Annotated in this window: 19 protein-coding genes and 1 pseudogene; 13 read left to right on the top strand and 7 right to left on the bottom strand. The window is 66.1% G+C overall.

Annotated elements, in window-relative coordinates; all coding sequences use genetic code 11:
• Positions 1-24 precede the first annotated feature (24 nt).
• Entirely contained in the window at positions 25-327 is a 303-nt protein-coding gene (locus BST38_RS25515) for a DUF4193 domain-containing protein (RefSeq protein ID WP_083146294.1), read from the bottom strand.
• 175 nt (positions 328-502) lie between these two features.
• Between BST38_RS25515 and cei the strand changes: the two genes are divergently transcribed.
• Positions 503-1,159 carry an envelope integrity protein Cei gene (gene cei, locus BST38_RS25510; RefSeq protein WP_083146341.1) on the top strand — a complete coding sequence of 219 codons (657 nt, stop codon included), beginning with the start codon at positions 503-505 and terminating at the stop codon, positions 1,157-1,159.
• 16 nt (positions 1,160-1,175) lie between these two features.
• Here the strand turns inward: cei and BST38_RS25505 are convergent, their stop codons facing one another.
• A complete protein-coding gene (locus BST38_RS25505) occupies positions 1,176-2,054 on the bottom strand; it encodes an inositol monophosphatase family protein (protein WP_083146293.1) in 879 nt (292 codons plus the stop codon).
• A gap of 108 nt (positions 2,055-2,162) precedes the next feature.
• On the opposite strand from BST38_RS25505, the gene ppgK reads away from it, so the two are divergent.
• The 11 genes from ppgK (at position 2,163) to BST38_RS25445 (ending at position 16,056) form a co-directional block, all read left to right on the top strand.
• On the top strand, positions 2,163-2,978 hold the full coding sequence (ppgK, locus tag BST38_RS25500) for a polyphosphate--glucose phosphotransferase (RefSeq protein ID WP_083146292.1): 816 nt from the start codon (positions 2,163-2,165) through the stop codon (positions 2,976-2,978).
• A 221-nt stretch (positions 2,979-3,199) separates the two neighbouring features.
• The gene (locus BST38_RS25495) at positions 3,200-4,609 is read left to right on the top strand and encodes an RNA polymerase sigma factor (RefSeq protein WP_237160915.1); all 1,410 of its coding nucleotides are present in this window, start codon (positions 3,200-3,202) and stop codon (positions 4,607-4,609) included.
• A gap of 91 nt (positions 4,610-4,700) precedes the next feature.
• A complete protein-coding gene (locus BST38_RS25490) occupies positions 4,701-5,609 on the top strand; it encodes a tyrosine-type recombinase/integrase (protein ID WP_083146290.1) in 909 nt (302 codons plus the stop codon).
• Entirely contained in the window at positions 5,606-6,136 is a 531-nt protein-coding gene (locus tag BST38_RS25485) for a hypothetical protein (RefSeq protein WP_083146289.1), read from the top strand. Before BST38_RS25490 ends, BST38_RS25485 begins: the two co-directional genes overlap by 4 nt.
• Positions 6,137-6,234: 98 nt before the next feature.
• Entirely contained in the window at positions 6,235-6,543 is a 309-nt protein-coding gene (locus BST38_RS25480; protein WP_237160914.1) for a hypothetical protein, read from the top strand.
• 265 nt (positions 6,544-6,808) lie between these two features.
• Positions 6,809-8,923 carry a DUF3854 domain-containing protein gene (locus BST38_RS25475; protein ID WP_083146288.1) on the top strand — a complete coding sequence of 705 codons (2,115 nt, stop codon included), beginning with the start codon at positions 6,809-6,811 and terminating at the stop codon, positions 8,921-8,923.
• 91 nt (positions 8,924-9,014) lie between these two features.
• On the top strand, positions 9,015-9,413 hold the full coding sequence (locus BST38_RS25470; RefSeq protein WP_083146287.1) for a hypothetical protein: 399 nt from the start codon (positions 9,015-9,017) through the stop codon (positions 9,411-9,413).
• A 551-nt stretch (positions 9,414-9,964) separates the two neighbouring features.
• The gene (locus BST38_RS25460; RefSeq protein ID WP_133057266.1) at positions 9,965-10,198 is read left to right on the top strand and encodes a hypothetical protein; all 234 of its coding nucleotides are present in this window, start codon (positions 9,965-9,967) and stop codon (positions 10,196-10,198) included.
• 321 nt (positions 10,199-10,519) lie between these two features.
• Positions 10,520-11,998: a phage major capsid protein gene (locus tag BST38_RS25455; protein ID WP_083146284.1), complete on the top strand. Its 1,479-nt coding sequence runs from the start codon at positions 10,520-10,522 to the stop codon at positions 11,996-11,998.
• A 60-nt stretch (positions 11,999-12,058) separates the two neighbouring features.
• Positions 12,059-15,751 (top strand): phage tail tape measure protein, encoded by a 3,693-nt coding sequence (locus tag BST38_RS25450; protein WP_113971644.1) that lies wholly within the window; start codon positions 12,059-12,061, stop codon positions 15,749-15,751.
• The gene (locus tag BST38_RS25445) at positions 15,748-16,056 is read left to right on the top strand and encodes a hypothetical protein (RefSeq protein WP_083146282.1); all 309 of its coding nucleotides are present in this window, start codon (positions 15,748-15,750) and stop codon (positions 16,054-16,056) included. Before BST38_RS25450 ends, BST38_RS25445 begins: the two co-directional genes overlap by 4 nt.
• 191 nt (positions 16,057-16,247) lie before the next feature.
• Here BST38_RS25445 and BST38_RS25440 read toward each other — a convergent pair whose 3' ends face one another.
• Positions 16,248-16,517 carry a hypothetical protein gene (locus tag BST38_RS25440; RefSeq protein ID WP_083146281.1) on the bottom strand — a complete coding sequence of 90 codons (270 nt, stop codon included), beginning with the start codon at positions 16,515-16,517 and terminating at the stop codon, positions 16,248-16,250.
• 234 nt (positions 16,518-16,751) lie between these two features.
• Positions 16,752-17,150, bottom strand: a complete 399-nt coding sequence (locus tag BST38_RS25435; protein ID WP_165761658.1) for a type II toxin-antitoxin system RelB family anti-toxin — start codon at positions 17,148-17,150, stop codon at positions 16,752-16,754.
• Between the two features lie 357 nt (positions 17,151-17,507).
• Between BST38_RS25435 and BST38_RS29280 the strand changes: the two genes are divergently transcribed.
• The gene (locus tag BST38_RS29280) at positions 17,508-17,975 is read left to right on the top strand and encodes a hypothetical protein (protein ID WP_133057265.1); all 468 of its coding nucleotides are present in this window, start codon (positions 17,508-17,510) and stop codon (positions 17,973-17,975) included.
• A gap of 86 nt (positions 17,976-18,061) precedes the next feature.
• Here the strand turns inward: BST38_RS29280 and BST38_RS25430 are convergent, their stop codons facing one another.
• The 3 genes and pseudogenes from BST38_RS25430 to BST38_RS29915 form a co-directional block, all read right to left on the bottom strand.
• On the bottom strand, positions 18,062-18,808 hold the full coding sequence (locus tag BST38_RS25430) for a hypothetical protein (RefSeq protein ID WP_083146279.1): 747 nt from the start codon (positions 18,806-18,808) through the stop codon (positions 18,062-18,064).
• 15 nt (positions 18,809-18,823) lie between these two features.
• Positions 18,824-18,958 (bottom strand): annotated as a pseudogene (locus BST38_RS29920) (zinc finger domain-containing protein); the annotation flags it as partial.
• Positions 18,955-19,170, bottom strand: coding sequence for a zinc finger domain-containing protein (locus tag BST38_RS29915; RefSeq protein ID WP_420872536.1), 216 nt, complete (start codon positions 19,168-19,170; stop codon positions 18,955-18,957). The pseudogene BST38_RS29920 and the gene BST38_RS29915, both read right to left, overlap by 4 nt.
• Between the last annotated feature and the right edge of the window lie 183 nt (positions 19,171-19,353).

Genomic DNA, 19,353 nt, shown 5'->3' with positions numbered 1-19,353 from the left:
GCGAGAACCCGGCGGAAGCCGCCGTCAGGCGGCGCAGTCGGTGCAGATCAACATGCCGTTCTTCTCGCTCGCGAGACGGCTGCGATGGTGCACCAGGAAGCAGCTCGAGCAGGTGAATTCGTCGGCCTGCTTCGGGATCACCCGGACCGACAGCTCCTCACCGGAGAGATCGGCTCCCGGAAGCTCGAAATTTTCCGCGGATTCTGATTCGTCGACGTCGACGACAGCTGATTGCGCTTCATTGCGCCGTGCCTTCAGTTCCTCTAGGGAATCCTCAGAGACGTCATCAGTCTCAGTGCGCCTTGGGGCGTCGTAGTCGGTGGCCATACCTGTCCCCTCCATGAAGCGTTGCAGCAGTGCTTTGTACCAGCGTCGAACGCTGCCGCCAAATGATTCGTGCCCGGAATGACACCGGTTCTACTGTGATTTACATCACAGTACAGATCTCTGTGGTTGTAGAGCCGGTCGGTGCCCTGGTGGGGCGGGCTCTAGAGTGCTGGACGTGGTCGCGCAAATCACGGAGGGCACGGCGTTCGACAAACACGGACGTCCGTTCCGCCGTCGCAATTTCATCCCCGGCATCGTGATGTTCGGGTGCCTGGCGGTCGCCGCCCTGATGGTGTGGATGATCGCGCTGTCGCGGCCACCCGAGGTGCCCCAGGCGGCGGTCTGCAACCCGCCGCCGGCCCCCACCGAGCCCAACGCCCCGGTGCCCGACCTCGGCGAACAGGTCTCCCGGTCGACGATGCTCGACGTGACGCCGGCCAAACTCGCCGACGCCAGGATCCGCGTGCTCAACGCCAGCGGCCAGGGCGGACAGGCCGGCGCCGTGGCCGGTGAGCTGCGCGATCTCGGGTTCACCGACCCCGAGGCGGCCAACGACCCGATCTACGCCTCCGCGCGGCTGCAGTGCCAGGGCCAGATCCGGTTCGGTCCGGCCGGGCGCGCGGCAGCGGCCTCGCTGTGGCTCGTCGCACCGTGCACGGAGCTGTTCCAGGACGGCCGTACCGACGACACCGTCGATCTGGCCATCGGCACCGACTTCACCGAGCTGACCCACAGCGACGACATCGACGCGGTGCTGTCGAGCCTGATGCCGGAGGCGACCCAGCCCGCCGATCCCGATCTGCTGGTCAAGGCCCACACCGGCACCTGCTGAGCTCGACGGGCGCCGCTTAGGCGTCCAGCGCCCCGGCACGCGCCAGCGCGGCCTCGAGCTGCTCGCGGATCCCCGGCGCGGCCGCGACCATCCGGCCGCCGCCCTGCGTCGATTCCGGGGGGCGCACGTGGGCACCCGCCTCGGCGGCGATCAGCGCCGCGGCGGCCCAATCCCAGACGTGGACGTCGTCCTCGAAGTACGCGTCCAGCCGGCCCGCGGCCACCGAGCACAGATCCAGTGCGCACGAACCGATCCGGCGCAGATCCCGGACCTGCGGCAGCAGCTCCGCGATGATCTCGCCCTGACGGCGGCGGTGCGCGCGGTCGTAGGAGAACCCGGTACCGACCAATGCGGTCGACAGGTCGGCCGCCGACGAGCACCGCAGCTCGGTGACCACATCGCCGCGCCGGACCCGGGCCCCGCCGCCGAGCGCGGCGGAGTACACCTCCCCCGCCGCGACGTCGGCGACCGCGCCCGCGACCGAGGCGCCGTCGCGCCGCACCCCGACCGACACCGCGTACGCGGGGATCCCGTAGAGAAAGTTCACCGTGCCGTCGATCGGGTCGAGGACCCAGGTGAGCTGTCCGGGCGCGACGCCGACGGCGCCGCCCTCCTCCTCGCCGAGGATCGCGTCACCGGGGCGCAGCGCCGCCAGCCGATCTCGCAGCAGCCGCTCGGTCTCGGTGTCGACGACGGTCACCGGATCGGTCGAGCTGCTCTTGACCCGCACCGCCCCGCCGAGACCGTCCGTGCCGGACGGCCCCTGACCGAACACCTCCGCGCGGCGGCGGCGCACGAATTCGGCGGCCTCGGTCGCGAGTTGCTCGGCCACCTCACGGAGCAGCGCGGGATCTGTGCCGGGGTTCGTATCGCTCACCGGTCCATCGCAGCACATCCGGGGACCGGCGGGCGCCGCAGGGGATGCGCGACCAGCCCCCATGACAATTGGTCAGCCGATAGGGTTGGCATCGCGTTCATCGCCCACCTGCGCAGAGGAGCCCGTATGACCGCCGACGAGTCATCGACCGCAGCTGCGGCCACGCAACCAGGGTCCACCGGTCACCGCCGAGGATTCGGGGTCGACGTCGGTGGCAGCGGCGTCAAGGGCGGGATCGTCGACCTCGACACCGGGGCGCTGATCGGCGAGCGGTTCAAACTGCTGACCCCGCAGCCGGCCACACCGGAGGCCGTCGCGAAGACCATCGCCGAGGTCGTCAGGCACTTCGGCTGGACCGGCCCGCTCGGGGTCACCTACCCCGGGGTGGTCTCCGACGGGATCGTGCGCACCGCCGCGAACGTCGACAAGGCCTGGATCGGGCGCAGCGCCAGGGACGTCATCTCCGCCGAGCTCGGCGGCCAGCCGGTCACCGTGCTCAACGACGCCGACGCGGCGGGACTCGCCGAAGAGAAATTCGGTGCCGGACGCGACAACACCGGCGTGATCGTGTTGCTGACCTTCGGCACCGGGATCGGTTCGGCGGTGATCCACAACGGGGTGCTGTTGCCCAACACCGAGTTCGGTCACCTGGAGGTCGACGGTAAGGAAGCCGAGCATCGCGCCGCGAGCTCGGTGAAGGAACGCAAGGAGTGGACGTACGAGCGGTGGACCCGTGAGGTCACAAAAGTGCTGGTCGCCATCGAGAACGCGATCTGGCCGGACCTGTTCATCGCCGGTGGCGGTATCAGCCGCAAGGCCGACAAATGGATTCCGCTGCTGCAGAACCGGGTGCCCGTCGTCGCGGCCACGCTGCAGAACACCGCGGGCATCGTCGGTGCGGCGATGGCGGCGGAGTTCGACGTCACAGCAACCGGTAAGTAGCCGTTCAGGCGTGCTCGCCCAGCGGCCAAATTTACCGCTGTGGTCAGCCGCAACCCAGACTGTCGTTACAATGGTCGACGGCGGCCAACGACCAAACAGCGACGGGGAGATTCAGCCGACCCCGACATGACGCTTTGAGATCGACGCCGACAATCGACATAGCCGAAACCTTCGGTGGCGCATGCGTGCGCGCCGAGACCCGCACGACCGAAAGGGTGTACGTGGCAGCGACCAAGGCAAGCCCGGCAACCGACGAGCCGGTGAAGCGCACCGCCGCCAAAGCCCCCGTCAAGAAGGCAGCCGCCAAGAAGGCGCCTGCGAAGAAGGCCGCCAAGGGTGCGCCTACCAAGGCCACCAAGCCTCGCGCCAAGAAGGCGACCTCCGCCGAGCCCGGTGCCGCCGACGACGATCTCGCCACCGAGGACGTCGAGGCCACCGAGGACATCGACCCCGGCGACCTGGTCGACGACGGCGACCTGGAACTCGACGACATCGAGGTCGAGGAGGACGCCGCCGAGGAGTCCGACGACGCCGACGACGAGACCACCGAGGGCGAGGCGGCACCGAAGGTCGCCAAGGCCGCCAAGGCGACCGACGAGGACGACTCGCTTCCCGAGCCGTCCGAGAAGGACAAGGCCTCCGGCGACTTCGTCTGGGACGAAGAGGAGTCCGAGGCGCTGCGGCAGGCCCGCAAGGACGCCGAGCTCACCGCCTCGGCGGACTCGGTGCGCGCCTACCTCAAGCAGATCGGCAAGGTCGCGCTGCTCAACGCCGAGGAAGAGGTCGAGCTCGCCAAGCGCATCGAAGCCGGCCTGTACTGCACGCAGCTGATGGCCGAGATGGCCGAGCGCGGCGAGAAGCTCACCACCGCCCAGCGCCGCGACTACATGTGGATCTGCCGCGACGGCGACCGCGCGAAAAACCATCTGCTGGAGGCGAACCTGCGCCTGGTGGTGTCGCTGGCCAAGCGCTACACCGGCCGCGGCATGGCGTTCCTGGATCTGATCCAGGAGGGCAACCTGGGCCTGATCCGCGCGGTCGAGAAGTTCGACTACACCAAGGGCTACAAGTTCTCCACCTATGCCACCTGGTGGATCCGACAGGCCATCACCCGCGCGATGGCCGACCAGGCCCGCACCATCCGCATCCCGGTGCACATGGTCGAGGTCATCAACAAGCTCGGCCGCATCCAGCGCGAGCTGCTTCAGGACCTGGGCCGCGAGCCCACTCCCGAAGAGCTGGCCAAGGAGATGGACATCACGCCGGAGAAGGTGCTGGAGATCCAGCAGTACGCGCGTGAGCCGATCTCGCTGGACCAGACCATCGGCGACGAGGGCGATTCGCAGCTCGGCGATTTCATCGAGGACTCCGAGGCGGTCGTGGCCGTCGACGCGGTGTCGTTCACCCTGCTGCAGGACCAGCTGCAGTCGGTGCTGGAGACACTGTCCGAGCGCGAGGCCGGCGTGGTCCGGCTGCGGTTCGGCCTCACCGACGGCCAGCCGCGCACCCTCGACGAGATCGGCCAGGTCTACGGGGTGACGCGCGAGCGCATCCGCCAGATCGAGAGCAAGACGATGTCGAAGTTGCGCCACCCCAGCCGTTCTCAGGTGCTGCGCGACTACCTGGACTGAGCGACACTCCGATCTAGTGTCCTGACCAGCGGATTTGCGGGTCAGTTCAGAAATAGTAGACAAGCACAGCGCTGCTAGTCAAGATATCGGTATGGCGAGTCGCAAACCGATACCCCTGGATCTGGCAGCGCTGCTGCCGTCGTGGGAGCTGTCGTTGCGCGCCGAGCGCAAGTCTGCGGCCACGATCAAGGTCTACGGCGACGGCGTTCGGACGTTCCTGCGCTGGTGCGACGAGCACAACCACTCCCCTGCCCTGGACCGCGACCTGATGAAGGCGTTCGTCGCTGATCTGCTCGACGCCGGAGCCGAGCCGTCGACCGCGCGCTCACGTCAGCTGGCGATGCGCCGCTTTTCGGCGTGGCTCGAAGAAGAGGGCGAGATCGACGAGGATCCGCTACTCGGACTCAAGGCACCGAAGCTCGACAGCAAGGTCACCGAGTCGTTGTCCGAAGACGAGTTGCGCAAGCTCATCAAAGCCTGCGGCGGGAAGGAGTTCCGCGACCGCCGCGATGAGGCGATCGTGCGACTGATGGCCGAAACCGGGATGCGGGCCGGCGAAGTGTGCGGCCTGACCCTCGATGATGTCGACGTGACCCGCGGCCTGGTGACTGTGCGGCGCGGCAAGGGCGGCAAGGGACGGATCGCGCCGTTCGGCCCGCAGACCGGGGTGGCGATCGACCGCTACCTGCGTATGCGGCGCGCGCACCTGCTCGCCGATACCTCGGCGCTGTGGCTCGGCGATCGAGGTAAGGGACTCGAGTACTACGGGTTGCACAAGACGCTGAAGTGGCGCGCCGAGCTGGCCGGGTTGAAGAACTTCCACCCCCACTTGCTCAGACATACCGCGGCGTCCCGGTGGCTGGCCGCCGGCGGGTCCGAAGGCGGCCTGATGGCCGTCGCGGGCTGGTCGACGCGCGACATGATCGACCGCTACACCAGATCCACGGCCGCCGAGCGCGCCGCCGCCGAGGCACGCGGATTGAATCTGGGAGAGTTGTGAGCCAGGACGATTACCACGTGCTCGTCGTGGCGCCGACGTCGCGCCACGGCTGGCGGAAGTTGGAGACCTTCTGTCAGTCCGAAATCGGCGGTCCGTGGAGGGTGGTGTCTGCACCGTCGATGAAGCCCGACTTTCACCGCGCCGCGCGCGCGATCACTGACCCCGCTGCTACCGGGCCAGATTCTGCCAACACGAAAATGGGGGCGATGGCGGGCCGGATGCTCGACGAGCTCATGCGGGATATGCGACGTGAAACAAGCGCAGTAGCTGAGTCCAAGGGTGGCGGTGTGCGGCTGAGCGAGCGCGCCGACATTCCGATGCCAATTCTCACCGCCGTGTTCGACGTGCTCAGAGCTAAAGGCGAGCACGTGGTTAACGTTGACGACATCAAACACGTTGTGTCACAACATGGCCTGCGCATCGCTCAGCTGCGGGAGCTTCCCACCGAGCAACGCGAACATGCCCAACGCGCGATTGATGAGGAAATCTGGCGCGCTGTGCTACGTTCGTTTCGTCAGGCAAAATAGCTGACCCCGGCCCCGGGCGGCGGTTAAGTACCGGGGGCGCACACCGACTGCGGTGGCGGCATTCAGAGCGGTCCTGAACAAGGATTGCTCACCTCGCGATGCCAGAGGTCAGAATGCCACTCTCTCCGACCGAGCGGTCGATCCGCTCTCAGATCGCAGCCCACGAATCGTGGGCGCAGACAGAAAACCGCGCTGCACGAACCGCCAACGCGCGCAGGGCGCTACTCGACAAGTTCGAGAAGCAGGTCGATCCCGACGGCACGCTGCCGCCCGCCGAACGGGCGAAACGGGCAGAACACGCCCGGAAGGCGTACTTCAAGCGGCTCGCCCTGAAATCCGCTCAGGCCCGACGGCGTCGATCTGCCGTTGCCGAGCGCATCGCCGAACTGGACGGTGGTGCGGCCTAATGCCAGAAAGCAGAAGGCCGGCCCCCGCCACAGAGACCGGCTCCCACGTAACCACCAACGTGACAAATTCTAGCCTCTCCCGGAGGGAGGATGGGTACGCCGCACCAACGCCCGAGGATCGTCTCGATGCCCAGGTTATTGAAGCGGCCAAGGCGCGCGGCTTCTCCATCGCGGTGCGGTGCACCCGGTGCGGGCAGTGGGTAGTCGCTGCGGCGTCTGTGGCTGCGCACATGGGCCCCGTGTGCCGCTCTAAGGCGGTGGGCGGGTGATCGCCGCGCACCACCGCAAAATGCTTGCTGCGTCAGGCATCTCGGACGATCGAGCTAAAGCGCGCGGGTACGAGACAGTCAACGACAAGGGCCGCCTGATCGATGTCGGTATCGCCCAGGCAGGTCGGCGTGTGCCCGGCCTGCTGGTGCCGCAGCTGCGCGCGGACAGGTCGACGTGGGGTTATCAGTACCGGCCCGACGTGCCACGCACCAACAAAGACGGCCGCGAGATCAAGTACGAAACCCCCGTCGGCCAACACAACGGGATCGACATACCTCCCGGCGTCGGCGACAGGGTCGGCGACCCTGCGGTACCGCTACTCATCACCGAGGGCGTAAAGAAGGCCGACTGCGCCGCCGAACATGGGTTGTGCTGTGTGGCACTGCCGGGTGTGTGGTCCTGGCGTGGGAAGAATGAAGCAGGCGGAAAGACCGCCGTCGGCGACTGGCATGACATCGCCCTCAACGACCGCCGCGTGATCCTGGCGTTCGACGGCGACGTGGCGCGCAAAGAGTCCGTGCGGCAGGCACTCTCGGCGCTGGCCGACTACCTGCGCAGCAAGGGCGCACACATCGAGTACCTGCATCTGCCCGACACCGACAACAAAACCGGCCTCGACGACTACCTGATCGAGCACTCTGTTGAGCAACTGTGGCAGTTGGTCAAGCCCTCACCACCACCGGCGATCTCACAGGGTGCGATTTCAAATGCGACCCCCACCGCGGGTGGAGCACTTGAAGCAACACCCCCGGTCACGCCGATGACCCTCGACGAGGCGCATGCGGTGTTCCGTCGCTGGCTCGGGAAGGACTACGATACCGACGCACTCGACGCGGTGCTCGCGACTGTGGCCGTGGAACGCCTCGACGGTGACCCGCTGTGGTTGCTGCTCATCTCCGGTAGCGGCAACGCCAAGACCGAGACGGTGCAAGCACTCGACGGGGCCGGCGCGATCATCACCAGCACAATCTCGTCGTGTGGCGCCCTGCTGTCGGCGACAGCGAAAAAGGAACGCTCCAAGGAGGCGACCGGCGGGCTACTACGAAAACTCGAGCCTCGCGGCGTCCTGGTCGTCAAGGATGTCACCAGCATCCTGTCCATGTCCGGCGATGCACGCGCTGAAGTGCTCGGAGCATTCCGTGAGGTCTACGACGGCAGATGGAGCCGCAACGTCGGCACAGACGGCGGGCTCACCCTGGAGTGGGTCGGTCGTATCGCGGTCGTCGGCGCAGTCACCACTGCATGGGACAAAGCGCACGCAGCCATCGCGTCGATGGGCGATCGCTTCGTGCTTGTGCGCATGGACTCCACCACCGGCCGCCAAGCCGCAGGCCGGAAGGCGATCGGCAATACGGGCTTCGAGGAGCTGATGCGCCGGGAATTGGCTGCGGCCGCGGCCGGGGTGCTCGCCGGTATGAACACCACAGCGACTGTGTTGACCGAGGTCGAGACGAACGTTCTTCTCGCTGCTGCGGATCTGGTCACCCTGGCGCGCACTGGAGTTGAGTACGACTACCGCGGCGACGTCATCGACGCACACGCACCCGAGATGCCGACGCGATTCGCAAAGCAACTGGCGCAGGTGGTTCGCGGAGCAGTTTCTATCGGCGTCGATAGAAACCGCGCGCTTCGGTTAGCGATCCGCTGCGCGCGCGACTCAATGCCGCCGTTGCGGCTGGCGATCATCGACGACGTCGCCAAGCATCCGGAGTCATCGACCGCCGAGATCCGCAAGCGCCTTGGGAAGCCGCGGGCGACGGTGGATCGGCAGTTGCAGGCACTGCACATGTTGGAGGTGCTCGACTGCGACGAGCAAGAGACTGTGTGGGGCGGCAAGGATGTCACGCGGTGGTATTACCGGCTCGCGGACGGTATCGAGCCAACCGCCCTCGACCCCAAATCAGTGCCAGATTTAGCGGTACCTACCCCTAGACCCCATGAAAGAGAGGGGCAGAACGGGGAGGCACTACGCGCACCCCCCGCTAAATCTGGCACTGGTCCATCGGCGCCGAAACCGCCGATTGTCACCGGCCCCGGCCGGTGCTCCGAGTGTGGCTGTCATGTCGAGCTACAAGGGCATAAGCCTGATTGCTCGGAGATCGCCGCATGACCCGACCTCACGTCGAGCAGGCCGACCGCGACCACCTCGACGACCACAACACGCCCGAACCACAACCCGCCCATGACGAGGAGACCAACTGATGGCCACGACCCCAAGCGACCAACTGAAGTACGCCGCCGCGATCCTCTGGCAGCGCGCCGAGTGGACAACCGACGCGATCGCAGGCTCATGCTGCGACGACGACCACGACATCGAACTCGATGCCATCACGGATGCAGCCTGCGAGATCCGAGCGATGGCTGAGAAACTGGGCGACCCCCGCACGTATTCCGACGGCCGTCAGGTGCAGACCACCCGCGAGATCGAGCCCGGCGTCTACACCGTCCATGTGTGGCATCCCGATCCCAGTGCCGAGCAACCGCGCTCGTGGCGGGGCTCGCTGCGGCACGACCCCGACGAACAATGCCCGGGCGTCTTCGAGGTCACCACCACCCCCGAGACCCAGGAGATCCACGTGCGGACGGTGAGGCTGGCATGAGCTCGCAGACCTACACGATCACACTGGAAGTGGTGTACCAGTGAGCGCCGCGAGTCTGTTCGATGCTGTCGGCCTCGCTCCAAGTCTTCCTGGTGCCCGATGCCGTGGCCGGCACCGCTTGTTCGACCTGCCCGAGCCGGACATCGACACCGCAGAAGCACGGCACGCCGAGGAGACGGCGCTGCGCTTGTGCTCACTGTGCCCGTCACTGGTTCGCTGCCGCACCTGGCTGGAGTCGCTGCCCAAGTCCAAGCGTCCACCCGGCGTCGTCGCCGGCACCGTGAACAGGACAGCGGTGCGTGGTCAACCAAGGCGGTCAGCATGACTGGCACACCACCGGGGGGTGGGTCAGCGTCGCAAACTGCAAAACCCCAGGTGGGACCGCCAATGATCTTTCACCTCCCTCCCCTGAAGTGTGTTGCACAGTTAGCAACAGATTCGCCGCTGACCTGCGGAGACACACATACGACCTGTGCAAGGACTCGTCAGCGTCACCCTGCAATAGCCCCCCTTCGTGAGAGGGCCTTCTGACCATGGATGAAAGGCAGCATGTGGCCGTCGACGAGGCGGCGAAGGGAATGACCCGCGCAGCACGGAACTACACCACAGCTGAGGATTTCGTTGCGGCTGTGCAGTTGTGGACTCATGACTTGAATCGTCAGCAGCTTCTGGCTTTGGTCGCGCAGCTGTCCTGTCAACTGTCGAACTTCTACAGCGCGGACCCGCTGACCGCGGAGGGGCGCGCGACGGAGGAGGATCTGATTGCATGGCTAAACGGCGATTAGTTTCGTCGAAATGTCGTGCGCTGGTGGTATTCTGCGTATGCAGGATGTAACCGCTACCCCGACACGAGGGCAGAGCTCGTAGCCAAGCGCCCGTCTAAGACGCGCAGCAAGGCACCAGCCGCCGCAATCCGGGTAGTTACCCATCCAGCAACGTTGCGCAGCGAGGCACCGTATCGAACTGGCCGCCAAGCACCCGACGAATTCCGTTCTCCTGAAGTGAGTAATCCGTGGCTTCCCACGGCTGCGTCTCCTCCTACGGACGCAGCCGTGGGTGCCTCCGGTAACCCCACCACATTCCCAACTCGAATTCGAGGGATTCCTATGACCATTCGTAACCTCACCTACGACCAGGCATGTGCACGCATGCGTCAGATTCACGCCGATACATCCCAGCTCGCCAGGCAGGAGCGGCTTTCCGCCTCAGATGAGCAGCGGTTCGATGACCTGAACGCGGAGTTCGTTGAGCTCTCAGAGCATTGCGACCGTTTGGACCGTGCCAGCCAGTTGGCGTCTGGCGCGGGCAGCGGGCTTCGGCGTGAGCGCGGCAGCGCCGGCGACTACGACCGCGACCCCCTGCGGGACGCGCGCGATGCGAACGGCAGGTTCCGTGGCCGGAACCCCTGGGACCTCAGGGGCGTGGAAACCTTCGGCCGAGACTCTGAAGAGGTCGCCTCCGAACTGCGAGCCCGGGCGCTGTCGGCGATCGAGTACATGCCGGGTGCCAGTGACGCGGTGCGTGCAGCGGCCACCGAGATCCTGGAGCGCCACGACACGGTCGACTCCAAGATCGCGCGCCATTGCCTGGTGACGTCCGATCCCGCGTATCTGCGTGCGTGGTCGAAGACTGCGAAGAACCCGCAGAACCCGATGCTGTCGCCCGACGAGCAGCAGGCAATGCGAGAGGCCGAGCAGTTCCGCGCCATGTCACTCACGGACAGCGCTGGGGGTTTCCTGGTGCCGTTCCAGCTCGACCCGACAGTCATCGTGACGAGTTCCGGGGTGTACAGCGAGATCACGGAAGCGGCCCGTCAGGTTGTCGCCACCGGCGATGTATGGCACGGCGTCTCCGCGGCGGCAGTGCAGTGGTCGTGGGACGCAGAAGCGGCCGAGGTGTCCGACGACTCGCCGACCTTTGGTCAACCCAGCATTCCCGTTTACAAGGCCGCCGGGTTCGTTCCGATCTCGATCGAAGGCATTCAGGACATGGCCAACGTGACTGAAGAGGTCGGCAAGTTGTTCGCCGAAGGTCAGCGCGATCTCGAAGGGACGGCGCTGATCACCGGTTCGGGTTCCGGGCAGCCCACGGGCATCGTTACCGCACTCTCGGGCACGTCGAGTGTCGTGAATGCGGCGACCGACGACACGTTCGCCCTGGCTGATGTGTACGCGCTGCAGGGTGCGCTGCCGGCGCGGCATCGCCGCAACGCGTCCTGGCTGGCGAACAACCTGATCTACAACCGTGTCCGGCAGTTCGACACCAATGGCGGCGCGGGGTTGTGGAGCACCCTCGGAGAGGATCGCGCCCAAGCGCTGCTCGGCCGCCGTGTGCTGGAGGCCGAGGCGATGGACGGGACGATCACCACTGCGGGTGCGGGTCACAACTACGCCGCAATCTTCGGCGACTTCTCGAACTTCGTGGTCGCGCGAAGGCTCGGCATGACCGTGGAGCTCATCCCGCACTTGTTCGGAGCAAACCGGCGTCCTACCGGCCAGCGTGGTTGGTACGCCTGGTACCGGGTCGGCTCCGATTCGATCAACGATGACGCCTTCCGAATGCTCGACATTGTGTCGGCTTCGTAGTCATTCACCAGGGGCGGTGTTCTGCGCCGCCCCTGGGCCAACGAAAGGTGGTGAGCGCGCGTGGATCCGCTGATTCTTCTCATTGAGCCCGATCTTGATGAGCGTGCCGCCGCTGCCACGATGAGCCGCGCTCAGCGTGTGTATGAGGAGGGTGCGCGTGACATCTCGCGTGTGATGCGTCAGCAGCTCACCGAGGGCACGCAGGCGGCCGGGCGCGGGTTCGACGAGTTGGAGACCAAGGCACGCAAGGCGTACCTGTCGATGCAGGATGCCGGCGAGAAGGTCGCGGCGGCCGAGCGGAAGCTGGAAGCGGCGCGCGAGCGGGGGTCGGCGAACATCGAGGGTATGGCGCGCCGTGTCGAACGTGCGCGGCTGTCTGAGATCGAGGCGATCGAACGGGCGACGCGGGCGTATCAGGAGTACGAGCAGGCCGCGCAACAGGCCGGCGAAGAAGGCGGCCGCTCGTTCCTCGGCGGTATCCGCGGCAGTCTGGGTCAGGCCGCTGGTCTCGGTGAGGAGTTCGCAGGCGGTCTGGCGAGCGGGTTCGCCGGCGCTGGTGCGCTGTCTCGCCTCGCCGGGTTCGCCGTTCCCGGTGTGGGCTGGGTGGCCGCGGGTGTAAGTGCCGGTGCGCTTCTCGCCCAGGGGGTCTCACAAGGCCTGGAATCCCTGCAGATGAAAGACGTGTTCCAGGCCCGCCTCGGTCTCGACGAAGCGACGATGGCCCGCTACGGCCAGGCGGCGGGCAGTGCCTACGCCGACATGTGGGGCGCCAGCGTCGAGGACAACCTGCGCGCCGCGCAATTCGCGGTCCAGGGCGGCGTGATCAACGCGAGCGCATCCGACGAGGAGATCCAGCAGACCATCGCGCACATGCAGACCCTCGCGACGGTGATGGGCGTCGATGTCCAGGAGGCAGCGCGCGCCACCGGCCAACTCATCCGCGGCGGGTTCGCCACCGATGGGCAGCAGGCGGCCGACATTATCGCGTCCGGCTTCCAGGACGGCCTTGACATCGCGGGTGACTGGCTCGACACGATCACTGAGTACACAACGCAGTTCCGCAAGCTGGGTCTTGATGGCGGGGATGCGATCGGCCTGATCCGACAGGGCCTTGAGGGCGGCGCGCGCGACAGCGACAAGGTCGCGGACTCGCTGAAGGAGTTCAGCATTCGCGCCGTCGACGGGTCGAAACTGACCGCCGAAGGGTTCGCCGCGCTGGGGTTGAGCGCCGACGACATGGCCGCCCGGTTCCTCAAGGGAGGGGATTCAGCGCGGCAGGCGTTCGACGTGACGCTGCGAGCGGTCCAGAGCTTGAGCGATCCGGTCGAGCAAGCGTTGGTGTGGCAGTCGCTGTTTGGCACCCAGTGGGAAGACATGGGCGACGCCATCAACAACATGGACCTGTCCAAGGCGCGCACCGAGTTCGGCAGCACCGAGGGCGCGATCGACAGCATGACCACCCAGCTGTCCGAGCACACCGATCAGTGGGATGTGCTGAGCCGCAACATCGACCAGACGTTCACGCGCTTCAAGGAATGGCTGGCGGACACCGACATCGCGCGGTTCCTCAACGGCACGCTGCCGGGGTTCCTCAACCTGCCGTTCCAGCAGCCGCCGCCGCCAGTCGACGACACAGGCCTGCCGATTACGAGCACCGTCCCCAGGAACGCGAACCCCTTCACGCCTGACGCATCCGATCCAACCAACCTGCTCATCCCCGGCTACACGCCGTCAGCGCCGGCGCCCTCGGCGCCGACAGGAGGGCGTGAGCCTGGATGGGGTGGCCGCCCGCCCGGCGGGCCGGCACGCAGCCCCCTGGAGGACATCTTCGGCCTGAAACCTCCCGGCACCCCCGGCGCGCCCGGTGCCCCGGGGGTGCCGCCCCCGCCGGCGCCGGGCAACCGGACCCCGATGCTCACCGAGACGCAGAAGGAAGCGCTGGAGGAGTCTGGCGGTGGCGGCGGCCGCGAATCACTCCCGCCGGCACCGGTATTGCCGATTCAGTACACCAACACCGCGGGCATGCCGGACCAAATCGCCTCGGCCACCACACGTCTCGACGAGATCAAGCACACGCTGGCCGAGAAAGAGGCACGGCTAAACCAGCTCGAACAGTCGAATGTGGCGACTGACGAGGACATCCAGAAGGCCGAGAACGACGTCGCCAAGGCCAGGCAGGACGAGCTGGAGGCGACACGCAAGCTCCAGGATGCTCAGGTGAAGGCCTACGAGGGGCAGTCGGCGCGGCTCAGCAAGACCAGCAGCGACCTCACCAGCTTCTTCGCGTCTATCGATCAGGACTTCGGCGTATCCGAGGGCCTACCCGGCATCGCCGAGAACATCACGAAGTTCCTGATGAACCTCGCGATCGCCCCCGCGATGGGCGCACTCGGCGCGGTCCAGGCCGCCAACGGCTTCGCCCCAGGACAGGCCGGTTCGGGCCTGTTCGGCATGGCCGCCTCTTCTGGGATGTTCGGCCGACAGTTCATGCCGCAGACCGGCGGGTACCGAGGCGCCAGTTATGGATACGTCCCTGGCGGCTACGGGACCAGCGCCGACGCGATGATTGCCCTCGCCCAAGGCGCCAACGGCGGCAGCTACAGCTACGGCGCATCTGACCTCGCCAACGGGCTCGCCGATTGCTCGGGTGCCATCTCAGACCTGTACGAGGTGCTGACCACCGGCATGGCGAACTCGGGTCGTGCCTTCACCACCGAATCAGACTTCCAGGCCCTTGGATTCCAGCGCGGATTCATGCCGGGTGCGCTCAATATCGGCGTGCACAACGGCGGTGGTGGCCGCAGCTCACATATGGCTGCGACGCTGCCGAACGGCGTGAACTTCGAGGCGGGTGGTGCGCACGGCGGGATCGCCTACGGCGGCCCTGCAGCCGGAGCACGCGACCCGCAGTTCGAAAACCAGTACTACTTCCCACTCGGCGGCGTCCCGCAGGCCTCGCGCACACCCGCGGCACCCGCCGCGGGGAGCGGCACGGGTGCGACGCCAGGCGGCTGGATCGGCCCACAAGGCCTCCCGTCTGGTCTCTGGGGCGGTGGCGGCGAGAGTCCTGTACTCGGCGCGACCCCGACCCGCGGCCTCGGTACCGGTCTCGGCGCGTTCACAGCCAGCGGTCGGGCCGCGCCCCCGTCGTCAGTTAGCGGCGGCCGACCGTACGGCGCATCGCTCCCACCGTCGGGCGGTATCAGCTTCAACGGCGGCATCCTTGGCGCCGCGCTCTCCACGGCCGCAGGCGCCGCGGGCGGTGCGGGCAGCTTTGGTGCTGGCGGCGGGGCAGCCTCGGCAGCAGCAGATCTTGGCATGCAGCTGCTCGGCCGGGCGGCCGGGGCGGTCGGCCAGTACGCGGGCAACCTTGTCGGCGCGGGACTGGAGACGTTCGCCCTCAACGGCTCCGCGCTCGGCGACCCCAGCTCATCGTGGATCGGCCGCATCCTCGGCGGCATCGCCGGCGCGCGGCCGGCGCTTCCCAACACAGCGGGCGCCCTCGGCGGCGAAGAGAACCCCAACATGGCTGAGGGGGGAAAGCCCAAGCAAGCCAACGGGCCTCTCACCCCGGAACAGGCCGCGCTGCAGCAGAAGGCGCTGGCCTCCGCTGGCAAGGCAGGCGCGTCGGGGACGACGAACAACACCACGAACAACATCAACGTGACGAACAATCGAGCTCGTGAAGATGGGACAGGCCAGATGATCCAGGCACACCTCAACGCCGGCCAAGCCTCGGTGCAGCCCCGATGACCGAGCTAACGAACTGCGACCGGCACGGTGATCTCGGCCAGGAGACGAAGTACGCGGAGACCCAAGCTTTGCGAACGCTGATCGCGGCGTTGAACCTCGATCAAGTTGCGCAACAGAAGATCGAGCAGGAGGTGGCCGCATGCCCGCAGTGCAGCTACCACTGGATGCGATCCGTCGTCGGCTTGACCACAGGACTCGCCGAAACCGTCTTCGGCGGGACACTGGGAGCGCTGGCATGGGCGCAAGAACAGCTCGACTCAATGCTCAACGCACCGGACATCATGGACAATCCGCCCGAAGGTTAGCGAACCCCTCCCGTGCCGCAAGCACTGGATCTCACTCATCGAGTCTGTCCCGGGATGGCCGACGTGCTGGCCTCAACGCCCAACGAGAACGCGATCCCGATGGCCGACATCCCTCCCCGGGGGATTCCGGCCCAAGACTCGCACCAGGCGGCTGCTTACGGTCATAGGGGGTTCGGTTAGCCCCGGCCGGTTTAGCTACCCACGGCCCCGTCTTGTTGGACGAGCTCATCATCCACTACAAGCAACCTCTCGACGTCATCAAGCAGCCCGTCGGGAAGTAGGAATGGCACGAGCACTGCCGGCAGGCCAACTTCACGCGTCATGTCGGCTAGGACGCCGCGCTGCATGCCGAGAAGGTAAGCCAGGCCGTGGTCTCGGACAAAGTGCGTTGCCAGTTCCCGCGTCATCTCAGTTCCCGCCGGGAAAGGAAACTCAACGCCGCCGTCCAGTTCGGCAGACACTTCTGCTTGCTCCAAACAAAGGACAAGCCGAATCCGCACAGCAGGACTTGTGACCCCGGTGTCCTTGTGAGGGGTCAACTGGGCGACCCGTGCTCCCATCTGGACCGTAATTCCACTCGTCTCCGGCGGGTCATGGCGCCATGCATCGACTTCCTCGTCATAGCGTCGCTCTATGGAGCGCCTATACCAGCGCAGCGTGGCGCCGACTGGGCGAGGCGTCTGCGGAGAGGTCAACTAGCGACCGCCGATCGATGTGAGGACCTGGAATTCCGTTGCATCGCAGGCATCAGCTGGTTGAGTGTCGTCCGCGCTGTGCCATGCCTCAACAGAACGCTGGACCATGAGTGTTTGCTCGTCCTGCCAGCTGCGTGTTTCAACGCGAAACACGGCGCCGACAGCTTTGGCATAGCGTCTAATGGTCGTCATTGTCGGATTCGTGGAGCCACTTTCGAACCGAGAGACCTGCGCCGGATCGACGCCCATCGCCTCCGCGACTTCGGTAATCGATAGGCCACGCTCGACTCTTACTCGCCGCAATCCAAAAATCATGCCGAGCTGCTCGTCCGCCAGCTCCATACCGAGACGATCCCTCGACGTCGGCTTGTCGATCCCCGGAAAAAGGTCGATCCCCATCATGGCCTCCGCGCACTCTGTGTGATGAAAGCCTTCACCACGCCCCCTGGTCTGGCCTGACTTATAACGCAAACGGTATCAGGCTGTGTTCCATCTGCGCCAAACTCGCTGCGTATTGACACAGTATGTGACCGCCGAGTCCATGGCGTCCTTGATGTCAGATGTTTGGTCGGCGCTTGTCCAGGCCGTGTCTTCCGCGACGGGCTTTATTCCGATACCACACCCAATGATGTCCGTCGTTGGCCCAGTCCATGTGCTGCGGCGCTCAGCGAAGTACAGGCGAAACAGAGTGCGCTCATCTTCCGAAGCCGCGTAGAGCTCGCCGGTCCACGGCATCGGACGTTCTTTGTTGAACCCATGGTCTTCCCTACGGAGTACCTGGTCACCCACCGGGCAGCGGTGGGTGACCTGTCGACGGTCGTCACGGTTGCTGTTCTCGACAGGGGGAAGGCCGAGCCGATGCGCACGATTGGCCTTCGCAATCAGGATCTCGACCGCCTCTTCGTCAACGAACCGGGTGGCGGCAAGGCCTTCGGTGCATTCGCTTGTCCATACCCATGGGCACCCCGGTTGGTGGATCCGAGAAGCAAGTACTGCCGGCGGGTAGTTACTCACTTGGCTCGCGCCCCCCTGTTTCGTCGACTGTTCCTCCCCAAGGAACAGGTGCTGCCCGACTTCCATGACATCCCGCACTGGTCGGCTGTTGGGCAATCAACGAGTCTAGGGCTATGCGGGAAATTTGCGCGCTCGCGACAAGGCCTCACAGCCAACCTTCTTTACCTGAAAGTTCGCCTGCAGTACGCCGCGTACGGTGCGTGTCAGTGAGCCGCTCGCTTACGGCGGAATTGACTGCGAAGCCCAACCGCGTACTCTACGAATGCCAAACTCCACCGGCCACAGAAGGCGCCGCTCTACTTCTCCTCACGCAGTGTCGCCGCCAGCGGGCCAAACACGAGCATCAGGGCATCGGCGTCAGCATCAGAGATTGTTTCGGGATGCTGGGCGAACCAGGCCAATAACGCCTCCAGCAGACGCCGACGGTTGGCTTGCCGGCACTCATTGGCGACACGTAGGCAGTCCACGCACTGCATGTCGATCCACCACATATCCGTTTCGGGGTCCTCGAACTCTGTCTCCCAGTCGATCTCCGCCGGACGTTCCAGCTCGGTCGGCGACGATTCCTGGTCGCAAATGCTGCGCGGATCGCGTTGCAAGGGCATGGTGGCGCCGCATACCGCGGTCACCGCACGATGCCCGGCATCCCACGCCGTCTGGGCCTCGTTGATCCAGTAGCGGTGACGCAACTCAGGGTTGCGGGGGAATTGGGCGAAGTACTCGGCGCGAAGTCGTTCGCGGTCGGGCGGATACTTGCCCTCCCACTCGCCGCCGAGTACATAGCGTTGGCAGCGCTCGTCCCAGTCTGGGTCGCTTGGGCCGCCGCTTGGCTTGATTAGCGCGTGGCGCGTCCGCTCGCCGCAGGCATCGCACTTGAGGGTCTGGGTGTGGCGCCAGCCGTTCGTGGCTCGGCCGCCAACGGCGTTGTAGCTGTAATTCGGGTCGCTCACCCGGCGGTAGTCGGTGCTGACCGTGCGCAGGTTGCCGCACTCGCAGCACAGAGCGTCCGCACGCGACCCAGCCAGTTTCTTGATGGCCTGCAACTCGGGGGTCGCTGCGACGATGCGTCGCGAATGCGGACAGTCGAGTTCTCGGCCCCGGCCTCGGTGCGTGCGGCACGGCTGGCCAGGCTCGGCGCCACAGAACGGGCAGCGGTGGACCAGGGCGGGGTGCGGGCCTGTCGGGGCGCTCATCGGGCGTCACCCCGACGCACGCCGGCGGGATCAACGGCGGCAGCGACCCGCGTCAGGTGTGGGCCGGCCTCACGAACCCATCCGCGAATAGCGTCCAGGCACGGCTGTCCCGGTCGCGCGTCACAGAGTGGGCAGGTGACGGTAAGCGCCGCAGGCGACGCCGGGTCCGTGGTGGTGTCACCGAGGCGCGCCCGGCGGTGAGTGTTCGGCATGGCGTTGTCCCTTCGGAGAGGGAGTATCCGTCAGTCCAAGATATTCGGGGCTTTAGCGCTCATGCGCGAGCGTGGTTGATACCCCTCGCGCACACCGCATATCGAGCCCTAGTGCGCGACTACCTCGACTAGGGCGTGTCTGACAAATGCGGCAGCCAGAGGGTGATGGCGCGTAGGACGGCT

Origin of the sequence: Mycolicibacterium parafortuitum, from assembly GCF_002086815.1 — a bacterium.
GTDB classification, from domain to species: domain Bacteria; phylum Actinomycetota; class Actinomycetes; order Mycobacteriales; family Mycobacteriaceae; genus Mycobacterium; species Mycobacterium parafortuitum.
This window is presented reverse-complemented; position numbering and strand designations above follow the sequence as displayed.